Origin of the sequence: Sulfitobacter sp. NFXS29 (genome assembly GCF_040148765.1) — a bacterium.
GTDB lineage: Bacteria > Pseudomonadota > Alphaproteobacteria > Rhodobacterales > Rhodobacteraceae > Sulfitobacter.
Genome location: NZ_JAGDED010000014.1, coordinates 37544 through 57627, shown reverse-complemented (window position 1 = coordinate 57627; position 20084 = coordinate 37544). Strand labels below are relative to the sequence as shown.

Sequence of the window (20084 nt, the reverse complement as noted above, 5' to 3'; positions counted from 1 at the left end):
AGCGAAGAAGCCTTTGCCAAAGCCTTAGAGGTTATGGGTTTTAAGGGGGCTGCGCATAAAACCAATCGATACAAAGGTGCGATAGCAAACTGCGAGTTTCTGCCTACTTCGCTTTTTAAAGAAGTTCAGGGCCAGAGCAGCCAGCCGTAGGCAATGTATCCCGTGACCAAAATGGCACCCTCCCGGCGACCAATTCGAAAACCGGTCGCAGCGAAGACAACAAGCAGCATGGAGACGGCGACCATCACAGGCGCATCGAAACGCACGATCTGTTCGGGCACGTGAGACGGTGCAATAAGTGCGGTGGTCCCGCCTATCCCGAGAATGTTGTAAATGTTCGAGCCCACAATGTTGCCGAACGCCATGTCCCCCTGCCGCTTCAGCGCGGCGATTACGGAGGTGACAAGCTCCGGCATGGAAGTCCCGACTGCGACGATCGTCAAACCGATAACTGTCTCTGAAACGCCGAGGTTGCGCGCGATAGCAACGGCTCCGCTAACCAAGAAGTAACCGCCGATCACCACAAGGGCCAGGCCAGCCAGAGCAATAAGTAACGACACCGTCAGACCGTTCCGGCGGTGTGTAGCGGCAATTCCGGGATCGGCTCCCGCCAAGGCGGCGCTCTTGTCATGGATTGCCCCGCCGTCCGGCCCAGCTCTTTCTTGATGAATCACGAACCAAATGTAGCCGATGAGCAGAGCGACCAGGCTGGCGCCCACTACGCGCCCCATCGGGAGCAGTAGCGCCAGCACCGCGAATGCCACTGCGACCAATAGCATCACGACAGCATCTCTGCGGAGGGCCGATCGAGTGATGACAATTGGAAAGATCAGTGCGGAAACCCCAGCGATCAAAAGAATATTCGCGATATTAGATCCTACGATGTTTCCGAAGGCGATGCCTGGGAAACCACCCAACCCCGCTTGGACCGAAGTCACAAGCTCAGGCATTGAAGTGCCAAAGCCGACAAGGGTTAAGCCAATAACAAGGGGTGTAATGCCGATCTTTTCCGCCGCTTGCACGGCACCGCGGACAAGAAGTTCCCCGCCGCCTACCAGTAGGACAAGCCCGACTAAGAGTGGAAACCAAGTTTCAGTCATCAAGCGTCAAACTCCCGATCTATCTTTTCAGTTCCTGATAATTGCCGACCAAATCCATCCGCATTCAGCAGAAGACTAATGCCAGCACAATGTCTGTCGGGTTTTCATATACAAAACCGGTCACCTGCCCTGCGGCGAGAAACATGATCCCAACAGCGATGACCTCGGTCATGCTGATCGCAGTCAGAATGCTGTCGACGAAGAACACAATGTCAGAGCAACGATCTGCGCATTCACAGCACCTAAGGGATGCGGAGGAGGGGCTCGCAATCCGTCAGCATTACCTACCAGTTGCACTTTTTAAGAGAAACAGCGAGCCTCACCCTACGCAAACGCAACTGGGAGGAATTCGATGAAACAGATTTTCACCAGCGCGGTATGCCTGGCTATGCTGGCTGTCCCCGCGCTTCATGCCCAAGAAGCAGCGATTTTTTCCGGGAATGACCGTGTTCATCCTGTCTATGCCGAGAATGGTATGGTCTCGGCCCAAGAAGCTGTCGCGGCCCAGATTGGGCTCGATATTCTCAAGGCTGGCGGTAATGCCGTTGATGCAGGTGTTGCTGTGGCATTTGCACTGGCTGTGACCCTACCGCGGGCGGGCAATATCGGCGGAGGTGGTTTCATGATCGTGCATGACGCCGTGTCTGGAGAGACCAAGGCGATAGACTACCGCGAAATGGCACCCTCATCCGCCGAACGGGACATGTATCTCGACGCCGAAGGCAACGCCGACAGCGAGCTTTCGCGGTTCACAGGATTGGCCGTTGGCGTGCCGGGCACTGTGGCGGGCATGCAGATGGCATTAGAAAACTACGGCAGTATGACGCTTGCCGAGGTGATTGAGCCGGCCATCGCACTTGCACGTGATGGCATCGCGGTCACGCCCGGCCTTGCTGACAGCCTCAAGGGACTTGAGGGGCGGCTGAAGAAATGGCCGAGTTCTGAGACCATCTTTTATAAAGAAGGTGGCGGTTTCTACGAGCCGGGCGAGTCTCTTGTGCAGACCGACCTTGCCGATACTCTACAGAAGATCGCTGATGAGGGGCCGGATGGCTTTTACAAAGGCGAGACCGCAGCCAAAATCACCGAAGCGGTGCAGGCGGCAGGCGGGCGCATCACAGTGGAGGACATGGCGAATTACAAGCCGGTTCTGCGTGACCCGGTGCGCGGCACCTACCGCGGGTACGAGATTGTCTCCATGCCACCGCCCAGTTCTGGCGGGGCGCATATCATCCAAATTCTCAACGTTCTCGAAGACTATCCGATCTCTTTCCTTGGTCATAAAACGGCCGACACGATCCACCTTATGGTTGAAGCGATGAAACGGGCCTATGCAGATCGTTCGGAATACTTGGGCGATAGTGATTTCGTAGATGTGCCCTTAAGTGAGATCACCTCCAAAGCCTATGCCGAGGATATTCGCGGGAACATCAGCTTGAATGCGACGACCCCGTCGAGCAGCATCAAGCCGGGAGAGCTCGCGCCTTACGAGTCCGACCAGACCACGCATTTTTCGATCGTGGACAAGGATGGCAACGCGGTGTCCAACACCTATACGATCAACTTCTCCTATGGGTCCGGGATGGTTGCTGACGGCACCGGTATTCTGATGAACAATGAGATGGATGACTTCGCGGCCAAACCTGGTGTGCCCAATGCCTATGGGTTGATTGGCGGCGATGCCAATGCAGTGGAAGGTGGGAAACGGCCGCTTTCTTCGATGTCGCCGACGATTGTGATGAAGGACGGTGAGGTCTTCATGGTTACGGGCTCACCCGGCGGCTCGCGCATCATCACCACCACGTTGCAGGTCATCATGAATGTCATCGACCATGGGATGAACATCGCCGAAGCCTCCTTCGCGCCGCGCATTCATCATCAGTGGTTGCCCGATGAAATCCGGATTGAAGAGGGGATCAACCTCGACACGGTGGGCCTGCTTGAGCAACGCGGTCATAAGGTCAGTGAAAAATCGGTGATGGGCTCGACCCAATCGATCCTCGTGGACAAAGAAAGCGGCTATCTGTTTGGCGCCTCTGATCCGCGTCGCGTCGATGCAGCTACCTTGGGCCATTGACTTTAAAGAGCTACCTCCGGCGTAGGCGCCGGGGTTAGCTGTCTCATTCTGCTAAAGGCCGCGCACCGCAGTAACGATCAGCTTCTCAACGCTGGCAGGCCGACACCGGTGGCGTCAAACCCGCCATCGGAGGCCACAACTTGGCCTGTAACATAGCTGGCCCGCTCACCGGCCAGAAAGCAAATGACTTCCGCGATTTCGCGCTCTGACCCATAGCGGTTGAGGGGGATCGCGTCGTGATAGGCCGCGCGTATTTCTGGCGAATGAACGGCCAGCGCGAGTTTTGTGTTCACAGGACCGGGGCAGACGCAGTTTGCACGGATGCCGACTTCTCCCAGCTCCGCGGCTTGCTGTTTGGTGAGGTGGATGATGGCGGCTTTGGAGGTGCCATAGGCAATGCGCAGCGTGGAGGCACGCAAGCCTGAGATCGACCCGATGTTGACGATGGCGCCGCCGCGTACCGATAAAAGGGGCAGACAGGCTTGCGACATCAGAAACACACCATCGAGGTTTGTTGCCATAACCCGCCGCCAGCGGGCGAAGTCGGTTTCGGCCAAGGGTCCGAAGTCAGCGACGCCTGCGTTATTTACCAGAACGTCGAGGCGTCCGCATGTTTGTGCGACCTCTGCTATGGACTGCGCGACTTCCTGAGGGATCGACACGTCACAGGTAATGGGCAGAGCTCCGGGCAGGGTGGCTGCGGCCTCTGCCAGTTCTTCCGCATCGCGGTCGAGCATGACGACACGTCTGCCCTCTGCGTGGAAGAGGGCTGCGGTCGCGAGGCCAATACCGCGTGCAGCGCCTGTAACGAGAGCAACGGTATCGTTCATTTCAGGACCTCAGGCAAGAATAGGGACAGGGCAGGGACGGCCGCCACGATGGCAAGGCCGATGACGCTGATAGCCAGAAACGGCAAGGCGGCACGCGCAATGCGCTCTAAGGGCTGTCGCGTGATGTTTGCAGCGACGTAAAGATTGATTCCGACGGGCGGTGTGATGAGACCAATGGCGAGGTTCACCATCACCAGCACGCCGAACCAAACCGGATCCCAACCAAGTTCGCGCACCACGGGCAGGAAGATCGGCAGGGAGATGAACATCACTGTGACCGGGTCCATGAACATGCCTGCGATCAGGAGGATCAGCATGATGACCATCAAGATCACCCCGCCATTGTCCGACAGGCCGAGCAATTGGCTGGAGTATTGGCCGACGAGATCTTCAACCGTCACGACCCATCCGAACAGACTGGCATAGGCGACCACCAGCATGACAACGGCGGAGGAGGAGGCAGCCTCGGTCAGGGCGTCGTAAAGGGCGCGGATGGTGAGCGTGCGATAGGCAAAAGCGCCCACTGCGATGGCATAGACCGTGGCGACGAGGGCGGCTTCGGTCGGGGTAAAGATGCCGGAGTAGATACCGCCGAGGATGACCACGGGCGTCATCAAGCCCCAGAAGGACTCGCGAAAGCTCTGCCCCAGATCGCGCCAGTAACCGTTGCTGGGAGGCGCGGGGGAAAGCCTATCCAACCCTTCTCGATTGGCCGACTTGATGAAGGGCAAGATGATTAGCATCAGCACCCCCATGAAGAGGCCGGGTATAATAGCTGCGATAAAGAGCGCGGAAATTGAGGTCTCGGCGATGACGCCATAGATCACCAACCCGATGGATGGCGGGATAACGATGGAGAATGCAGCCCCCGTACAGACCAGAGCGGCGGCCGCGGCACGGGGGTAGCCATCTTCTTCCATACCTTTGATGATCATAGGGCCAATGGCAGCCACTGAGGCAGGGCCCGAGCCCGAAACCGCCCCCCAAAAGAGGCAGACCACGGTGCCGACGACACCCATGCCGCCGGGCAGGTTGCCGATGAGGATGCGGAAAAAGCGGATCATCCGCTCGGCGATGCCTAAAGCGCCCATCAAAGTCCCCGCAAGGATGAAAAACGGGATGGCAAGCAGGGCGTATTTTGCGATGCCGGTGGCGATCAAATCGCCTGCGAGGTCAAAGCCAAAGCCGATTTGCCACATGGCATACATGGCCGAGAGGCCTAGCGCGAAGGCTACAGGTACGCGCAAGGCCATCAGCAGAAAGAAGGCGACGATCATCTGGGTGCCAGCACCCATGCTGGAGATATCAAACACTGAATTATGCCCGCGGTTCTTGGCGCGTCGCGCGCCACATTTCTGCGGCATGTTGCAGGTACCGGATGATGATCAGGGCAAAGCCGAAAGGCAGGCCGACCTGATACCACCAGGCAGGCACGCCGAGCGCATAGCTGCGGATGCCGCTGCCGATCTGGTTCATCAATGTGGCCCAAGAGAACCAAGCGGAAGCCACCAGGAGCAGGACCGAGAGGATTATTGACAGCAGGAACACGGCCTGGGCCGCGGGGCGCGGCAGGAAATCCTGAACAATCGTGACCGCCAAATGCTGCCCCCGCCGCGCAGCGATCGCAGCGCCAAAAACGGTCAGGAGCAAAAAGCCGTTGGTCAGCAGCTCTTCCGAAGCTGCGAAGGAATAATGCGTGGCATAGCGGACCACGACATTGATGAAGCCGATTAGCGTCATGCCAAGAAACAGCACGGCGCAAACGATCTTTTCAAACTCGTTCAGCAGAAATCGCATGGCTCTGACCCTCCCCCGGATCGGCGCGGCCCCGTTGCAGGGCCGCGCCTAGGCTTTAGTTCGCGGGTGTCGCGGCGATGGCGTCTTGGAAGCTACCGACGATGTCGGTGCCGACCTTGGCGGCCCAAGTGTCGAAGGCGGGTTTGGTCGCTTCGCGGAAGGCGGCCAGTTCCTCTTCGGAGGGCTCGTAAACTTCCATCCCTTTGTCGCGCAGGAATGCGACGCCTTCGGCGGTGCCTTCGCGGGTGATTTCACGCTGGTATTGCATGGCTTCGGTCGCGGCTGCGCGCATCTGCTCTTGGGTCGCCTCGTCCAGATTCTCCCAGACTTCGGTTGAGACGCCAAGGAAGATCGGGTCATAGGAGTAGTGCCAAGCGGTCAGGTGTTTTTGTACCTCGAAGACCTGCTGGGGAATGATCACGGCCCCGATTGGGTTTTCCTGACCATCGACCACGCCCTGCTGTAGTGCGGTCATCGTCTCGCCCCACTGCATCTGCTGCGGGTTGGCGCCGAGCGCGTTCATCACGTCGATGTACATCGGCCCGGCGACGCGCATGTTGAGACCCTTCATGTCTTCGGGGGTCTTGATCGGGCGGACGTTGTTGGTGACTTCGCGAAAGCCGTTCTCACCCCAAGCCAGCACCTCGATGCCTTTTTCGCGCAGGATGTCTTCGAGTAGTTTTGCGGGTTCGCCTTGTGTGGTCGCGTCTACCTGCGCGTAGTTGGCATAGAGATAGGGCAGCGAGAACACGGCCATCTCAGGGACCAAGGGGGTCACGTTGATCGCCGAGGTGACGACGAGGTCGAGCGCTCCGCGGCCCACCATCTCGGCCTGTTTCATCTGGTCGCCGCCGGAGAGCTGCGCATTGGGAAAGACGCGCACGTCATAGGCGCCATCGGTTTTCTCGGACAGAAGCTCGCCGAATTTCTCGGCCCCCTTGTGCCATGTGGTGGTGTCGCCGGTGTTATGCGACAGACGCAGGGTCTCGGCGCTGACCGCGCCGGAGAAGACAGCGGTTGCAAAAATTGCGGCCAAACCCGCCTTTGAAATCATTTTCATAATAGTTCCTCCCTCATTGAGCCATAATGTGGAACAGAGTTCGCCGGTTCGGGCAAGATATTTCTTGCAATCAAGGAAAGAATGCGCAGTTCTTTGTTTCCATACCCCGGAATCCCGATGTAAGAGGTCCATATTATGAACGGCGGAGATCAGGCGACCCCCGCCAGCGGCAGCCAAGCGGTGGACCGTGCATTAGCACTTCTGCAGATCACCGGGCGCGCAGCGGGGCGGGGGGTGGCGCTGTCGGAATTGATCGAGGCCTCGGGTCTGGGCAAACCGACGGTACGACGGTTGATGCTTGCGCTGATCCGGCGCGGACTGGTGGAACAGGATGGCGCCTCGCGGCTCTATTTTCTGGGAGAAGAAAGCTATGTCCTCGGCACTTTGGCGACCCCGCGCCATGGGTTGTTGGAGATTGCGGCGGATGCGGCTGTGCGGCTTGCGCAGGTGAGCGGGGACACGGCCTTCGTCAACATGCGGCGCGGCGCAGCTGCGGTTTGCCTGCATCGCGAAGATGGGGCTTTTCCGATCCGGACGCACGCGCTTGAGACTGGCGCGCAGCATCCTTTGGGGATCGGGGCAGGGTCGCTCGCGATGCTGAGCGCCCTGCCGGATGCGGAGGTCGAAATGGTGCTCAAAGACAACGCAGAGCGAATGGCCACCGACTACCCGGCGTATGACGCCGCACTTTTGCGCAGCGATGTAGCGCGGACGCGCGCGCGAGGGTTTGCATTGAACCCGGGGCGGATCGTGCCCGGCAGTTGGGGCATCGGCGTGGCCCTTTGCCGCCCCGACGGCTCTGTCGCGGGCGCCATGTCGATCGCCGCGATCGAAAGCCGAATGCTGCCGCCGCGCGATGGTGAGTTGGCGGAATTGTTAAAGCGCGAAGCGCGGGAAATTGAAAACCGGTTAGCGCGCAGGATGCCGCAGCCGGTACTGGAGGAGGATGAACGATGACGGACCCTTATATCGTGGGCTGGGCCCATAGCGCCTTTGGCAAAAGCGAAGCACCCGATACCGAAGCGCTGATGGCTGAGGTCACAGGTCCGGCCTTGGCCCATGCGGGCGTAGAGGCTGATGACGTGGATGGCATCTTTGTCGGCGTCTTCAACAACGGCTTCTCGGATCAGGATTTTCAGGGGGCGCTGGTCGGCATGGGGAATGAAGCCTTGGCCCGCGTGCCCGCCACCCGATACGAGAATGCCTGCGCGACCGGTTCTGCCGCATTGCACGGGGCGATGGATTTTATCGCCAGCGGCCGGGGCAAGATTGCCTTGGTGGTGGGGGCCGAGAAGATGACCGCCACACCGGGCGTGGAGGTGGGCGATATCTTGCTCGGTGCCTCTTACCGTCGCGAAGAGTCAGAGGTGCGCGGCGGTTTTGCCGGGCTCTTTGGGCAGATCGCGGGCAGCTATTTCCAGCACTATGGTGACCAATCCGAAGCACTGGCAATGATCGCCGCAAAGAACCATCACAACGGAATGCAAAACCCGTTCGCTCATATGCAGCGGGATTTCGATGTCGCCTTTTGCAATACTGTGTCCGAGAAAAATCCCCTTGTGGCTGGCCCTCTGCGGCGCACAGATTGTTCGCTGGTCTCTGACGGCGCGGCAGCGATGGTTGTGGCCGCGCCTGAGGTGGCGGCCCAGCTACAGCGCGCCATCCGTTTCCGCGCCCGCAGCCATACCAACGAACCACTGGCGCTGTCGCGGCGTGACATCACCCGCTTTGATGGCGCGCGGCGGGCGTGGCAGCAAGCATTCGCGGCGAGCGGTCTGACGCTCGATGATCTAAGCCTTGTGGAGACCCACGACTGTTTCACCGTGGCGGAGCTGTTGGAGTACGAGGCGATGGGTTTGACCGAGCCGGGTCAAGGCAGCCGCGCCATTCGCGAAGGTTGGACCGCCAAGGACGGACGGCTGCCGGTGAACCCCTCGGGCGGATTGAAGTCAAAAGGCCATCCGATCGGGGCCACGGGCGTGTCGATGCATGTCATGGCGGCGATGCAATTGATGGGGGAGGCGGGCGGCATGCAGATCCCTGACGCCGAACTTGCCGGGGTCTTTAACATGGGTGGGGCGGCGGTGGCTTCCTATGCCTCGATCCTTGAGCGGGTGGCGTGATGCAGCCTGTCTCTACCCGCGTCATGAACCTTTCGCAGTTTTTGACAGACTCTGCGCGGCGTCACCCTAAAGACATCGGTCTGGTCTGGGGCGAAGAAACTTGGGCCTGGTCCGCGTTGGAAGCCCGTGCCACCGCCTTCGCCGCCGCTCTGCGCGACCGCTATGGCATGCGCAAGGGTGACCGTTTGCTCGTGCAATCCGCGAACTGCAACCAGATGTTCGAGGCGGCCTTTGCCTGCTGGAAGCTTGGCTGCGTTTGGGTGCCCGCCAATTTCCGCCAAACGCCTGAAGAGGTCGCATGGCTTGCCATGTCTTCGGGGGCCAAAGGGTTGCTGGCAGGGGCTGAGTTCGACGCCCATATTGCGGCTTGCAAGGATGTTGCCTTCACCGTCGCGATCGGCGGGGCCGGAGAGGATGATTACGACACGCTCGTGGCGGAGTTCGCGGACGTGCCGGTTTCCGTAGCTGAAGTGGATCGTGACGATCCCGCGTGGTTCTTCTTTACCTCCGGCACGACCGGCAAGCCAAAGGCGGCTGTGTTGACGCATGGCCAGTTGGCCTTTGTCATCACCAACCATCTTTGTGACCTGATGCCGGGCACCGGGCCTGATGATGCGTCCATCGTCGTCGCACCCCTGTCTCATGGCGCGGGCATCCATCAGCTGACGCAGGTGGCACATGGGGTGAAAACCATTCTACCCGGCGGGGCAAAGTTCGACCCCGCCGAGGTTTGGGGCTTGGTTGCCAAATGGCGCGTGACGAATGCCTTTACCGTGCCGACGATCGTGAAAATGCTGGTCGAACATCCTTCGGTTCATGAACATGACCATTCCAGCCTGCGCTACATGATCTATGCCGGGGCGCCGATGTACCGCGCTGACCAGATCCGCGCGATTGAGGTTTTGGGTCCTGTTCTGGTCCAGTATTTTGGCTTGGGCGAGGTGACGGGCAATATCACCGTGTTGCCCCCGGCGCAGCACTCCGAAGATGATGCCGTGATGCGGATCGGCACCTGCGGCTTTGCCCGGACGGGGATGCAGGTTCAAGTTCAGGACGTCGAGGGTAAAGAGGTCGCGCCCGGCGAGACCGGAGAGGTCGCCGTGATCGGTCCGGCTGTCTTTGCCGGCTATCATAACAACCCCGAGGCCAATGCCAAAGCCTTCCGCGACGGCTGGTTCCTGACGGGCGACCTTGGGCATATGGATGCCGAAGGGTTTCTTTACCTGACCGATCGGGCGTCCGACATGTATATTTCGGGCGGCTCCAATATCTACCCGCGCGAGATCGAGGAGAAGATCCTGCAACACCCGGCGATCAGCGAATGCGCTGTGCTGGGGATGCCGGACCCGACATGGGGGGAGGTCGGGATCGCCGTCTGCGTCGCCAAAGGCGCGGCGCCTGAGGCTGATGCGTTGCTCAAGTGGCTGGGAGACAAGGTGCCGCGCTATAAGATGCCGAAAACCGTCGTCTTTTGGGAGGAGATGCCGAAATCGGGCTATGGAAAGATCACCAAGAAGTTGATCCGGGCCGAACTGGCCGAACGTGGAGAACTCGCGGGTGTCTAAGGCACGTTTGGCGCAACACCCCGGGCCGGCTGCGGCGGCGCGTGTCAGCGCGCTGTCTTGTCGAGCGACGTACCGCCGGGTGACCTTGGCCGAGGGGGCGACGCTTTTACAGGCGATGACGGAGGCGGCTGATGGCGCAGGTGCTTGGTTTGATCTGACCGATCTGCCTGTCGCAAAGCTCACCTTCGTGCGTCCTGCGCCATCGCCGGATGATCGCCATGTGGCATGGTACAGCGAAGAGACGGTGTTGCGGGATGCTGTGATCGAACAGGCCGGTGCGCATCTGGGGCAGCGGGATGGAGCGGCATTCGCGCATATTCACGGGATGTGGCGCGCAGAGGACGGAGCTTGTCACGCAGGGCACCTTTTGGCGGAGAAAACGATCCTATCGGCGGATCATACTGTCGATGTTTGGTTGCTCGAGGGAGCGATGCTCGAAACCGCGCCGGATGCTGAGACGGAGTTTACCTTGTTTCGGCCAGCCTCTACGGGTCCGGTGGACAGACCGAATGCCACTCTTGGTACGATCCGGCCCAACGAAGTAATCGAAGAGGGCATAGCGAAATGCGCAGCGGTTTCTGGCCTGCCTGTGAGCGCGGTGAAAGGTCTGGGGAGTTTCGTCGGCACGCAATTGGAGGGGCAGCCGGCGCTGAAGGATATTGCGACCGAGGTGCTTTTGCTGGGGGAGAATGGACGTAGCGCAATTTCCGTGGGTCTTGAGGGGCCGCCGGTGAGGGGCGCACTGGCGGCGCGGGCTAACCGGGTCTGCGTGACGTTCGAGGTGCTTTTGCTATCGCAGGTGGAATGAGCGGGTATTATTGCCGAAATGAAAATGCATGCCGCGTGGTCGTTGCGGCATGCAGGAGAGAAGCTCAAACCCGTGAAGGGGTCATTCCTGCGCGAGGAAATCGATGATGCCGCTCAGAAACTGAACGCATTCTTCAAGCTGGTCGAGACCAACAAACTCGTTGGGTTTATGGGCCTGCCCAATTGATCCAGGCCCCACGATCACCGAAGGGATCCCGCCGATCTTTTCGAACACCCCGCCTTCGGAGCCATATGAGACCTTGCCGCCCCAGGCGGGCAGAAGGGTGGCATAGCGTGCAAAACCGTCGGTTTCGCGTGCGTCACCCATGGCGGGATAGGAAAAGATCGTCTCAAAGCGGATACCGGTGCCGGGGATTTTCTCTGCCATGGGTGCGGTGACCTCACGCGTGATTTCATCCAACAGCAGTTTCATATCCTGCTCGGGCTCCATGCCGCTGATCGAGCGCAGCTCGAATGTCAGCGTGCAATTGTCCGGGGTTACGTTGGTCGCGACACCGCCCTGCATCATTGTCACCAACATCGTCGCGTGCGGCACGGTGAAGTCGTGATCAAAGGGGCCTTCTTGCTCATAGCGCTTGCCACGCTCGGAAATCCGCGCCACCGCCTTGGAGGCAAACTCGATCGCGTTGACATGTTCGGGCGCGAAAGACGAATGGCCTGCCGTGCCCGTGGCATGGGCGCGCATGGCGATCTTGCCTTTCTGCCCAGTGATCAACCTCATCATCGACGGTTCGCCGATGATTGCGAACTCAGGCGGCACGGGCAACTGCGCAAGATGCTCCGCAATCGCGGGGGCGCCCAGACAGCCGACCTCTTCGTCGTAGGAAAAGCAGAGGTAAACCGGGCGTGTTAGTACCGCCTGCGCCAGTTGCGGGGCCACCGCCATGACGCAGGCCGCGAAGCCCTTCATGTCGCAAGCGCCGCGACCAAAAAGCTTGTTGTCCTTGATCTCGGCCTGAAAAGGGTCCGTTTCCCATTCCGGCTCATCGGCGGGGACGACGTCCGTATGCCCGGACCAGACGATGCCGGCTTTATCCTCGGGACCGAAGGCCGCGATCAGGTTGGCCTTGGCTCCGGTCTCGTCTGGCAAGATCGTGATCCGCCCGCCCAGATCGCCAAAGTAATCGGCCATATGGTCGATGAGCGCGCGGTTGGAGTTGCAGGAGACCGTATCGAAAGAGATCAGCCGCGCCAGATGTTTGGCGGCATCACCGGTCAGGTCGTCAAACGAAAGGGGTGTTTCGCTGAGGTCAATCATTGCTGAACGCGTCTTTCTTTGGATTTTAGGAACTCGCGGCGGACCGTCAGGCCGAGCACAAGAATGATCAGCACCGCGAAGACCCATGTGATGGGCGACGACAGCAGCACCGCAGGATCGCCCCGCGAAATTGCCAGCGCGCGGCGCAGGTTTTCTTCGATCATCGGGCCGAGGATGAAGGCGATCAGGAAGGGGGCCGCGGGAATGTTCAGCAAGAACATCCCAAAGCCCACCAGCCCCATCACAAGCAGAACGGCCACGTCAAAGGTGCTGGAGGCGATGGAGTAGATCCCGAAGATACAGAGCAGCAGCACCAAGGGGGTCAGCAGGGTCTGAGGGATCAGCGCCACTTTGGTGAACATCCGCATGGTGACCTTGCCTGCGAAGAACAAAAGCACCGAAGAGACCAGCATGCCGATGAAGAGCATGTAAATCTCATGCATGTTTGTCTGAAACAGCAGCGGGCCGGGGGTCAGACCTTGGATCATGAAGGCACCCAGCATCACGCCTGTGATCACATCGCCAGGCACACCCAAGGCAAGCAGCGGGATCATGGTGGCACCGCAGGCCCCGTTGTTGGCGGATTCCGAGGCCGCGATGCCCTCAAGCTCGCCCTTGCCGAAATTCGCACCGTTCTTGGAACTGCGCTGTGCTTCGCCATAAGAGAAGAAGGCGGCGGAGGAGGGGCCGATGCCGGGGATCGCGCCGAGGATAGAACCGATGACGGAGCCTTTGAGAATGCTGCGCAGCGATCCCATGAACTCGTCGCGGGTCACATGCTGGGCACCCAAGGGTGCCGCCTCATCTTTGTTCGCGGCGCGCAGGACCACCAGTTTGATCAGTTCGGGCAGGGCAAAGAGGCCGATCAGGACCGGGGCGATCGACAGGCCGGCTTGCATGTCCGGCACGAAGGCAAAGCGGAACGAGCCATAGAGGTCCTCGCCCACCGTCGCGAGCAGCAAGCCAAGGGCTGCAGAGACCATGCCCAACAGGAGTGAATTGCCGGACACCCCAGCGACGGTTGTCAGCGCAAAGACCATCAGCATGAAGAACTCAGGCGGGCCGATATGCAGTGCTAGCAGTGCAAGCGGGGCAGCAAAGAAAATCAGGGAGATATTCGACAGAAAGTCGCCGATCACCGAAGAATAGAGCGCCATGTTCAGTGCTTTGCCGCCTTTGCCTTGTTGGGCAAGGGGGTAGCCATCAAGCGCCGTGCAGGCCGCCGAGGCGGTGCCGGGGGTCTTGATGAGGATCGCAGACACTGATCCGCCGTAGGTCGACCCTTTGTACAAAGCGACAAGTAAGAGGATCGATGGCACCGGCGCCATGTAGAATGTAAAGGGCAGCGCCAATGTCACGGCCATGGTGCCCGTCATGCCGGGAATGGCTCCGACGATCACACCGCCCCAGATACCGGCGGTCATGATCAGAAAATTCTGCAAGGTGGCAACTGCCGAGAGTGCAGAGAGAACGTCGTTTAGCATCAGTATCTCCGATCAGAAGCCGAGTGTCTTGAGCAACGCGCCCTTTGGGAACTGGGTGCCCAAGGCGGAATTGAAGAACAAAAGCAGGAACACCGGCCCGCCGACCGACAGCAGTGCGATCCAAACCCGGTAGTTTCGCTCACCAGTCATCAGCACCATGGTGAAGGTCAGCAAGATGATCGCGATCAGAAACCCGACGAACGGAAGCGCCGCCAGAAACAGCCCGAAAGCGAGCACCAGGCCCACGAAACGAAGCACCATCCGTTTGGTCGAGCTGCCGTCGGTTTCGACCGCTTCCTCTGCCGGTGCACCGCCGCGGAACGCGAGGATCAGTGCAAGCAGGCCAAGCAGGATGCCGATCAGCGACACGGTGCGTGGCCACATGTCAGGCGGCGGGGCGAAGCCGGGGATGAATGCCGGGCGAGGCACATAGACAGGGACAAGATAGAAGGCGCAGAGCGCAAAAAATGCGACGACTAGCAACCCCCGTAAAACGGGCATCGGCATGGCAATCCTCATGAGAACAGAGACCTCTATTGAGATCGGGCAGACCGCAGGGGCCGGCTGGGGAAGGGGCATGCGGGCGATGTAACGCCCGCATGCGAAAACTTACTGGGGCAGATAGCCGAAGTCTTTGGCAAGGCCGTTGAACAGCTCGTACTGGCTTTTCGCGTAGTCGGGCATCTCCACCGTGCCGATGGTGGAAATCGAACCGCGACGGTCGGCAAGTTCGAGCCATTTCTCGTCGGTTGCCACTTGGCTCAACACGTCCTGCCATTTGGCGATTACGTCTTCTGGCAGGTCTTTGGGAGCGTAAAGCGCGCTCCACCCGGTGATCTGGCCCGCTTTTTCGTAGCCCAGCTCACTGGCTGTCGCCACATCCGGAAGGCTGTCCATGCGCTTTGGCGCAAAGACCATCAGAGCTTTCATGTCGCCGCTTTCGATATGGGGCATCAAGGATGCGGCCGCCATCGCGACGAAATCGACATGACCGCCCAGCAGGGCTGTCGCAAGAGCACCGCCGCCTTTGTAGGGCACGAGCGTTGCCGCGGTCAGCGGGTCAAGATCGTTGTCGGCCAGCAGGGCTTGGGTGGTGAAGCCGTCAATCGCAGTTGCACCCGAGGCCGCATAGGTCATCGCGCCGTTGCTGTCTTTGACCGCCGCGATCAATTCGTCAACGCTGTCATAGGGTGCATCGCCGCGCACGGCCAAGATCATCGGCGTCGCTTCGAGCGCGCTGACGAATGTATAGGCGTCCCACGGCACCGCAGCACCCGGTGTCACGGCTGGCGACAGTGCCATGCCAACCCGGGCGAGCAGCAGCGTATAACCGTCCGCACCGGCTTCGGACACGAAGCGCGCGCCGTTCATGCCGCCTGCGCCCGGTTTGTTCATAACCGTGACCGGCTGTTCCAGAAAGGGCTGCGCCGTTTCCGCCAAGGCCCGGCCCGCCAGATCCGATGCGCCGCCCGGGCCATAGGGGACCACAAGCGTCACAGATTTTTCAGGATAAGATTGGGCGAGCGCCGGTCCACCGACTGCCATGAGAGAAAGTGCAATCGTTCCGATTATGTTTTTCATGAGTACCTCAGATGTTGTCCGGCAACCCGGAGCTGTTGGATGGCGGCCACCATCCATAGTATGCGGAATTTGACAAGTGATGCTGGATAGTTGCATAAATTGCATACTGAGAGGGCGGCATGTTCAAGACACGAGAACTACAGGCCTTTGACGCCTATATGCGGTTGGGCGGCATGAAGCTTGCAGCGGAACATTTGGAATTGAGCCAGCCGATGGTGAGCCGATTGCTGTCCTCCTTGGAGGAGAAAGCGGGTTTCAAACTTTTCCAGCGCAAGCGAAACCGCCTCGCCCCGACGGCCGAAGCCTTCAGCTTTCATCAGAACGTGGTGCATTATCTTGCGGGGCTGCGAAATCTAGAGCAGGAAGCCAAGGCGATCGCCAGCGGTCAGGTCGGGCATCTTGTGATCGCGGCGCAACCGGTCTTTTGCGACACCTTTTTGTTGGACGCGCTTGCCCAGTTTCGAAAGGAGCACCCTCAAGCCACGGTGCAAATTGCTGATGTTGGCATGGCGGAAATGCTTCAGATGATCAGCGAGAACCGCTGCGATCTGGCTTTTGGCATCACGCTTAACGCCGAGGCGTTCGGCGGCGAAGCCCTGCCCCTTGCCCATTGCGAGGCGATATGCATCCTGCCGAGAGGGCATCCGCTAGAGGACATGGGGGAAATTCCGCTCCCGCGGCTCCGCAAAGAGATGTTCATCGACCTGTCCCAAGGCAGCCCACTGCGGCGGCGGATCGATCTGATGATGGAGACCATTCAAGTCAACCGCACGATCGCCGCCGAGCTTCGGACCATCCACGGCATTGTCCGTCTCGTGGAGCGCGGGGAAGGCATTGCGATCGTTGACCCTGTGGCGCGTCAACTTATCGATTTGGAACGGGTTTCAGTCCAGCGCCTGATCCCGTCGATAACTTGGGATATCGCACAATTCGTTCCCCATGGACGGCCATTGAGCACTGTCGGGCAGGCCTTCGCTGCAGTGGTTGCCGATGAGATTGAGAGCTTGAAGCGGGCAGGTGTGGTGAGCGAAGCTTTGCAATTTGGACATTGACGGGACGATGCAGGAAAACAGTGCGGGTATCGACAGTTAGGGGGCAAACCACATATCGAATAGGGACAGCTATACGAGGCCCCTAGTTTTGCCTGACCGCATTTCGCCCCTAATCCTTTTTCGCAACCAGACTTTCCGCTCTCTCTGGATCGCCGCGCTGGCGTCAAACTTCGGGGGGCTCGTACAAGCGGTGGGCGCGGCCTGGCTTATGACTTCGCTGTCGGAGTCGCAGAACATGGTGGCGTTGGTACAGGGCTCTGTCGCGCTTCCGATCATGATTTTTTCGCTGCTGGCGGGGGTCTTTGCCGATAACTTTGACCGCCGCCGGGTCATGTTGATCGCGCAGAGCTTTATGTTCGGGGTCTCAATTCTACTGACCTTTATGGCATTTGAGGGCTGGCTTACGCCTTGGCTGCTCTTAGCGTTCACATTCTCTATTGGCTGTGGCACCGCGCTGCACAACCCATCTTGGCAGGCGACCATGGGCGACATCGTCAGTCGAGAAGAACTGCCCTCTGCGGTGTCGCTGAATTCGATGGGGTTCAACCTGATGCGCAGCATCGGGCCCGCGGCAGGCGGGGCAATTGTTGCGATCGCGGGTGCCGCTGCTGCCTTTGCCGTCAACGCGCTAAGCTATGTAGCGATCATTCTCGCCTTGCTGCGCTGGAAAGCGCCCCTGCGCGACACGCATTTGCCGCGTGAACCGATGGGCAGCGCCTTTTCCGCCGGACTGCGCTATGTGGCCATGTCGCCCAATCTGATGCGGGTCATCCTGCGCGGTTTCTGGTTCGGTCTTTCGGCCATAGCGTTGTTGGCGCTGCTGCCGGTTGTCGTGCGCGAGACGCTTCAGGCGACAGCTTTTGTCTATGGCATCATGCTAGGCTGTTTCGGCATGGGTGCGGTCTTCGGCGCCTTGGCAAATGCGGGTCTGCGGGCGCGATTTCGGAATGAAATTATCGCGCGTGGCGGTTTCGTTGGGTTCGCACTTAGCTGCGCCGTTCTGGCAGTCAGCGCGCAGTCTGTTTTGTCGGGCGCCGCGCTGATGCTGGCCGGTGCGTGCTGGGTGCTGTCGCTGTCGATGTTCAACGTGACAATCCAACTTTCGACGCCGCGTTGGGTCGTGGGCCGGGTAATCGCCCTTTATCAGACTGGCACCTTCGGAGGCATGGCCGCTGGCAGTCTGATCTGGGGGGTCGTCGCCGACCGGGGCGGCCCGGACCTCGCGCTCGCCGGGGCCAGCGTAATGCTTCTGATCGGCGCGTTGATCGGCTTGCCGCTGCCGCTGCCTGAGTTCAGCGGGCTCAATCTTGATCCCCTAAACCGCTTCAAAGAGCCCGACACGCGGTTTGATCTTAGCTATCGCAGCGGGCCAGTGATGGTCATGGTCGATTATGAGATCGCGCAGTCGGATGTGCCGGAATTTCTAGCAGCGATGAGCCTCCGGCGTCGGGTGCGCATCCGCGACGGTGCGCAGCAATGGGCGCTGTTGCGCGATCTGCACCGACCAGAGCATTGGAGCGAAAGCTATCATGTGCCGACTTGGGGCGAGTACGTCCGTCACAATGAGCGACGGACCAATGCAGATGCAGAGCTATCGGATCAGATCAGACGGTTGCATCAAGGGGACGCACCGCCCGAAGTGCATCGGATGATTGAGCGCCAAACCGTGCCGCTGCGCGACGACATGTTGCAAAAGGGGGCGCGAGCGCCAGCCCCTGACGGTAAGTGTTGATGGCGTCCCTCTTTGGGTGACCATTCCGTGCCGTGGAGTAAGGCTCGAAGCGTGTTGGCGCGCCGATACGCTTCGAGACATAGCCTTTCTGTCAGGGCTTGTTGTCAAGATGCTCGCTTATCAGCTTCGCAAAGGGAGCGATATCGCCCCCAAAACTCGCAGCGTCGAGAGCCTGCATATAGCGCCTCCGCTGATCGAGTCGGATCACAGCCCATGGATAGCCCGAACTCGCGAGCACCGCGTTCATCACGAAACGAGCGAGGCGCCCGTTTCCGTCGGGATAAGGATGGATGTAGCCCAAAAGCCAGTGACCAAGCACCGCGCGCACTCCGGAATGCTCCTCCTCGTCAAGGAGGTCGAAGTAGGTCTCCATCGCATCCATAAGCTTTTCGCGCGCCGGGGGCACATGATTGGCTGTGCGAATAAATACCGGGTGATTGCGATATCCGATCAGTTGGCCTCGCGTCAGGATGCCTGCGTCGATCGACGGCTCGAAGAGATCCTGATACCAATCGCTTAGATTGTCGCGCACCGAGACCGGCTCACCTCGCTCGATGGATGTTTTCACCACCTCGCGGGCAGACTGGAAAACATTCCAGTAGCCCTTTGCGGCCATAGCATCACGAGAGGTGGCGTCCGACTTGTCGGCCTCCGGGTCCCAGCTACCACTGCGAATCTTCTCGACCATCTCTTCGGAGACTCGATAACCTTCGATCGAGAGCGAGTTCCAGGCATCATGGGTGTAGACATCGTCGATCTGCTCAAGCACCTCGTCGACTTCCACAGGCCCTCCCGGGGCCGGTAGCAGGTCAATGATCGCTTGTCGGTCCCTCTGCCATATCGCTCGCAACATGTTAGAGATAGGGGCCGCACCAGCAACAACAGCAATGCCTTCCCCCTTAAAGGGGTTTTCATTCCTCAGATCCATATCTGCGCGGCGCATGCCATCGGCCAGGCGCTTGGCGTGATCGTCCATCCCCAAGTGCTTGAACGCGCCAACCAGGCGGTTACCCGGGCGCCTGTGCGCCCCGCCCACCACCGCGCGCAACAGGGCATCGACATTTCGGTAGCTGCCCATCAGTGCTGCCACCGACATAGCCTTCGTATGATAGCAATTCTCTGCCATATGGATCAGCGTAGCCTCCGGAGTGTAGACCCTCAGCCCATTCGGCAGCTGTATCCTCCGTCCCTGCTCAGGAAGCTCCCTGACCCTCAGATCGAAGAGCGACCGCTTGCCAGGGAGTTCGACAGCATTGTTACCTCCCTTGGGGGCATGCACCATCACCTGGGTAACCGGCACCTGAGATCCAGTATGCAGGCTAAGGCAAATCTCAGGACTGAGAACCCAGTCGCTACCGAAACGATGCTCGCAGTATTTCTGGACAAATGACCAGTAGCTCATTGTCCACGGCGTCGTATCACCAGGACGCGAACTGGGGTCCGACAGATGATACCAGCCCTTCATGATGGGCTGAAGATAGCCCGCCTTTCTTAGCGCCTTGATCCTCACCGGGTCGATCTCGCCGCTGCGAACAACAAGATGTCCTTGCTTCTGCAAGGTGTGCAGGGCTTCCATCGCGTCGGCCAAGATCTCTCG

The 20084-nt window shown here is 59.7% G+C and carries 17 protein-coding genes; 7 read left to right on the top strand and 10 right to left on the bottom strand.

Annotation, left to right across the window (positions count from 1 at the left end; translation table 11 throughout):
• Positions 1 to 125: 125 nt before the first annotated feature.
• Positions 126 to 1100, bottom strand: a complete 975-nt coding sequence (locus J3456_RS17815) for a calcium/sodium antiporter (RefSeq protein WP_349581566.1) — start codon at positions 1098 to 1100, stop codon at positions 126 to 128.
• A 352-nt stretch (positions 1101 to 1452) separates the two neighbouring features.
• Between J3456_RS17815 and ggt the strand changes: the two genes are divergently transcribed.
• Positions 1453 to 3177: a gamma-glutamyltransferase gene (gene ggt, locus J3456_RS17810; protein WP_349581565.1), complete on the top strand. Its 1725-nt coding sequence runs from the start codon at positions 1453 to 1455 to the stop codon at positions 3175 to 3177.
• A gap of 77 nt (positions 3178 to 3254) precedes the next feature.
• Here the strand turns inward: ggt and J3456_RS17805 are convergent, their stop codons facing one another.
• The 4 genes from J3456_RS17805 to J3456_RS17790 are packed head-to-tail and all read right to left on the bottom strand — an operon-like array spanning position 3255 to position 6864.
• Entirely contained in the window at positions 3255 to 4007 is a 753-nt protein-coding gene (locus J3456_RS17805) for an SDR family NAD(P)-dependent oxidoreductase (protein ID WP_349581564.1), read from the bottom strand.
• Entirely contained in the window at positions 4004 to 5320 is a 1317-nt protein-coding gene (locus J3456_RS17800; protein WP_349581563.1) for a TRAP transporter large permease, read from the bottom strand. Before J3456_RS17800 ends, J3456_RS17805 begins: the two co-directional genes overlap by 4 nt.
• A gap of 4 nt (positions 5321 to 5324) precedes the next feature.
• A complete protein-coding gene (locus J3456_RS17795) occupies positions 5325 to 5804 on the bottom strand; it encodes a TRAP transporter small permease (protein WP_349581562.1) in 480 nt (159 codons plus the stop codon).
• Positions 5805 to 5859: 55 nt separating this feature from the next.
• Positions 5860 to 6864 carry a DctP family TRAP transporter solute-binding subunit gene (locus J3456_RS17790; protein ID WP_349581560.1) on the bottom strand — a complete coding sequence of 335 codons (1005 nt, stop codon included), beginning with the start codon at positions 6862 to 6864 and terminating at the stop codon, positions 5860 to 5862.
• Between the two features lie 135 nt (positions 6865 to 6999).
• Between J3456_RS17790 and J3456_RS17785 the strand changes: the two genes are divergently transcribed.
• Genes J3456_RS17785 through J3456_RS17770 form a run of 4 tightly spaced genes read left to right on the top strand, consistent with a single transcriptional unit; the run spans position 7000 to position 11360 of the window.
• Positions 7000 to 7821, top strand: a complete 822-nt coding sequence (locus tag J3456_RS17785) for an IclR family transcriptional regulator (protein ID WP_349581559.1) — start codon at positions 7000 to 7002, stop codon at positions 7819 to 7821.
• Complete coding sequence (locus tag J3456_RS17780; RefSeq protein ID WP_349581558.1) at positions 7818 to 8987, top strand: acetyl-CoA acetyltransferase; 1170 nt, start codon at positions 7818 to 7820, stop codon at positions 8985 to 8987. The genes J3456_RS17785 and J3456_RS17780 overlap by 4 nt, the downstream gene beginning before the upstream one ends.
• Positions 8987 to 10552 (top strand): acyl-CoA synthetase, encoded by a 1566-nt coding sequence (locus J3456_RS17775; protein WP_349581557.1) that lies wholly within the window; start codon positions 8987 to 8989, stop codon positions 10550 to 10552. Before J3456_RS17780 ends, J3456_RS17775 begins: the two co-directional genes overlap by 1 nt.
• Positions 10545 to 11360 (top strand): PPC domain-containing DNA-binding protein, encoded by an 816-nt coding sequence (locus J3456_RS17770; RefSeq protein WP_349581556.1) that lies wholly within the window; start codon positions 10545 to 10547, stop codon positions 11358 to 11360. The genes J3456_RS17775 and J3456_RS17770 overlap by 8 nt, the downstream gene beginning before the upstream one ends.
• A gap of 81 nt (positions 11361 to 11441) precedes the next feature.
• Here J3456_RS17770 and argE read toward each other — a convergent pair whose 3' ends face one another.
• The 4 genes from argE to J3456_RS17750 form a co-directional block, all read right to left on the bottom strand.
• Entirely contained in the window at positions 11442 to 12638 is a 1197-nt protein-coding gene (gene argE, locus J3456_RS17765; protein ID WP_349581555.1) for an acetylornithine deacetylase, read from the bottom strand.
• The gene (locus J3456_RS17760) at positions 12635 to 14122 is read right to left on the bottom strand and encodes a tripartite tricarboxylate transporter permease (protein ID WP_300056309.1); all 1488 of its coding nucleotides are present in this window, start codon (positions 14120 to 14122) and stop codon (positions 12635 to 12637) included. Before J3456_RS17760 ends, argE begins: the two co-directional genes overlap by 4 nt.
• Before the next feature lie 12 nt (positions 14123 to 14134).
• Positions 14135 to 14629 (bottom strand): tripartite tricarboxylate transporter TctB family protein, encoded by a 495-nt coding sequence (locus J3456_RS17755; protein WP_349581553.1) that lies wholly within the window; start codon positions 14627 to 14629, stop codon positions 14135 to 14137.
• 102 nt (positions 14630 to 14731) lie between these two features.
• Complete coding sequence (locus tag J3456_RS17750) at positions 14732 to 15619, bottom strand: tripartite tricarboxylate transporter substrate binding protein (protein ID WP_349581552.1); 888 nt, start codon at positions 15617 to 15619, stop codon at positions 14732 to 14734.
• A gap of 203 nt (positions 15620 to 15822) precedes the next feature.
• On the opposite strand from J3456_RS17750, the gene J3456_RS17745 reads away from it, so the two are divergent.
• Together J3456_RS17745 and J3456_RS17740 are read left to right on the top strand one after the other, a co-directional pair.
• Positions 15823 to 16755: a LysR family transcriptional regulator gene (locus J3456_RS17745; protein ID WP_349581551.1), complete on the top strand. Its 933-nt coding sequence runs from the start codon at positions 15823 to 15825 to the stop codon at positions 16753 to 16755.
• A gap of 88 nt (positions 16756 to 16843) precedes the next feature.
• Positions 16844 to 18487: an MFS transporter gene (locus J3456_RS17740; protein WP_349581550.1), complete on the top strand. Its 1644-nt coding sequence runs from the start codon at positions 16844 to 16846 to the stop codon at positions 18485 to 18487.
• 91 nt (positions 18488 to 18578) lie between these two features.
• Here the strand turns inward: J3456_RS17740 and J3456_RS17735 are convergent, their stop codons facing one another.
• Positions 18579 to 20075, bottom strand: a complete 1497-nt coding sequence (locus J3456_RS17735; protein ID WP_349581549.1) for a Fic family protein — start codon at positions 20073 to 20075, stop codon at positions 18579 to 18581.
• Between the last annotated feature and the right edge of the window lie 9 nt (positions 20076 to 20084).

Coding starts and splice junctions, on each gene's coding strand:
- J3456_RS17815 (WP_349581566.1), bottom strand. CDS start 1,100: ATGACTGAAACTTGGTTTCCACTCTTAGTCGGGCTTGTCCTACTGGTA.
- ggt (WP_349581565.1), top strand. CDS start 1,453: ATGAAACAGATTTTCACCAGCGCGGTATGCCTGGCTATGCTGGCTGTC.
- J3456_RS17805 (WP_349581564.1), bottom strand. CDS start 4,007: ATGAACGATACCGTTGCTCTCGTTACAGGCGCTGCACGCGGTATTGGC.
- J3456_RS17795 (WP_349581562.1), bottom strand. CDS start 5,804: ATGCGATTTCTGCTGAACGAGTTTGAAAAGATCGTTTGCGCCGTGCTG.
- J3456_RS17790 (WP_349581560.1), bottom strand. CDS start 6,864: ATGAAAATGATTTCAAAGGCGGGTTTGGCCGCAATTTTTGCAACCGCT.
- J3456_RS17785 (WP_349581559.1), top strand. CDS start 7,000: ATGAACGGCGGAGATCAGGCGACCCCCGCCAGCGGCAGCCAAGCGGTG.
- J3456_RS17780 (WP_349581558.1), top strand. CDS start 7,818: ATGACGGACCCTTATATCGTGGGCTGGGCCCATAGCGCCTTTGGCAAA.
- J3456_RS17775 (WP_349581557.1), top strand. CDS start 8,987: ATGCAGCCTGTCTCTACCCGCGTCATGAACCTTTCGCAGTTTTTGACA.
- argE (WP_349581555.1), bottom strand. CDS start 12,638: ATGATTGACCTCAGCGAAACACCCCTTTCGTTTGACGACCTGACCGGT.
- J3456_RS17760 (WP_300056309.1), bottom strand. CDS start 14,122: ATGCTAAACGACGTTCTCTCTGCACTCTCGGCAGTTGCCACCTTGCAG.
- J3456_RS17755 (WP_349581553.1), bottom strand. CDS start 14,629: ATGCCGATGCCCGTTTTACGGGGGTTGCTAGTCGTCGCATTTTTTGCG.
- J3456_RS17745 (WP_349581551.1), top strand. CDS start 15,823: ATGTTCAAGACACGAGAACTACAGGCCTTTGACGCCTATATGCGGTTG.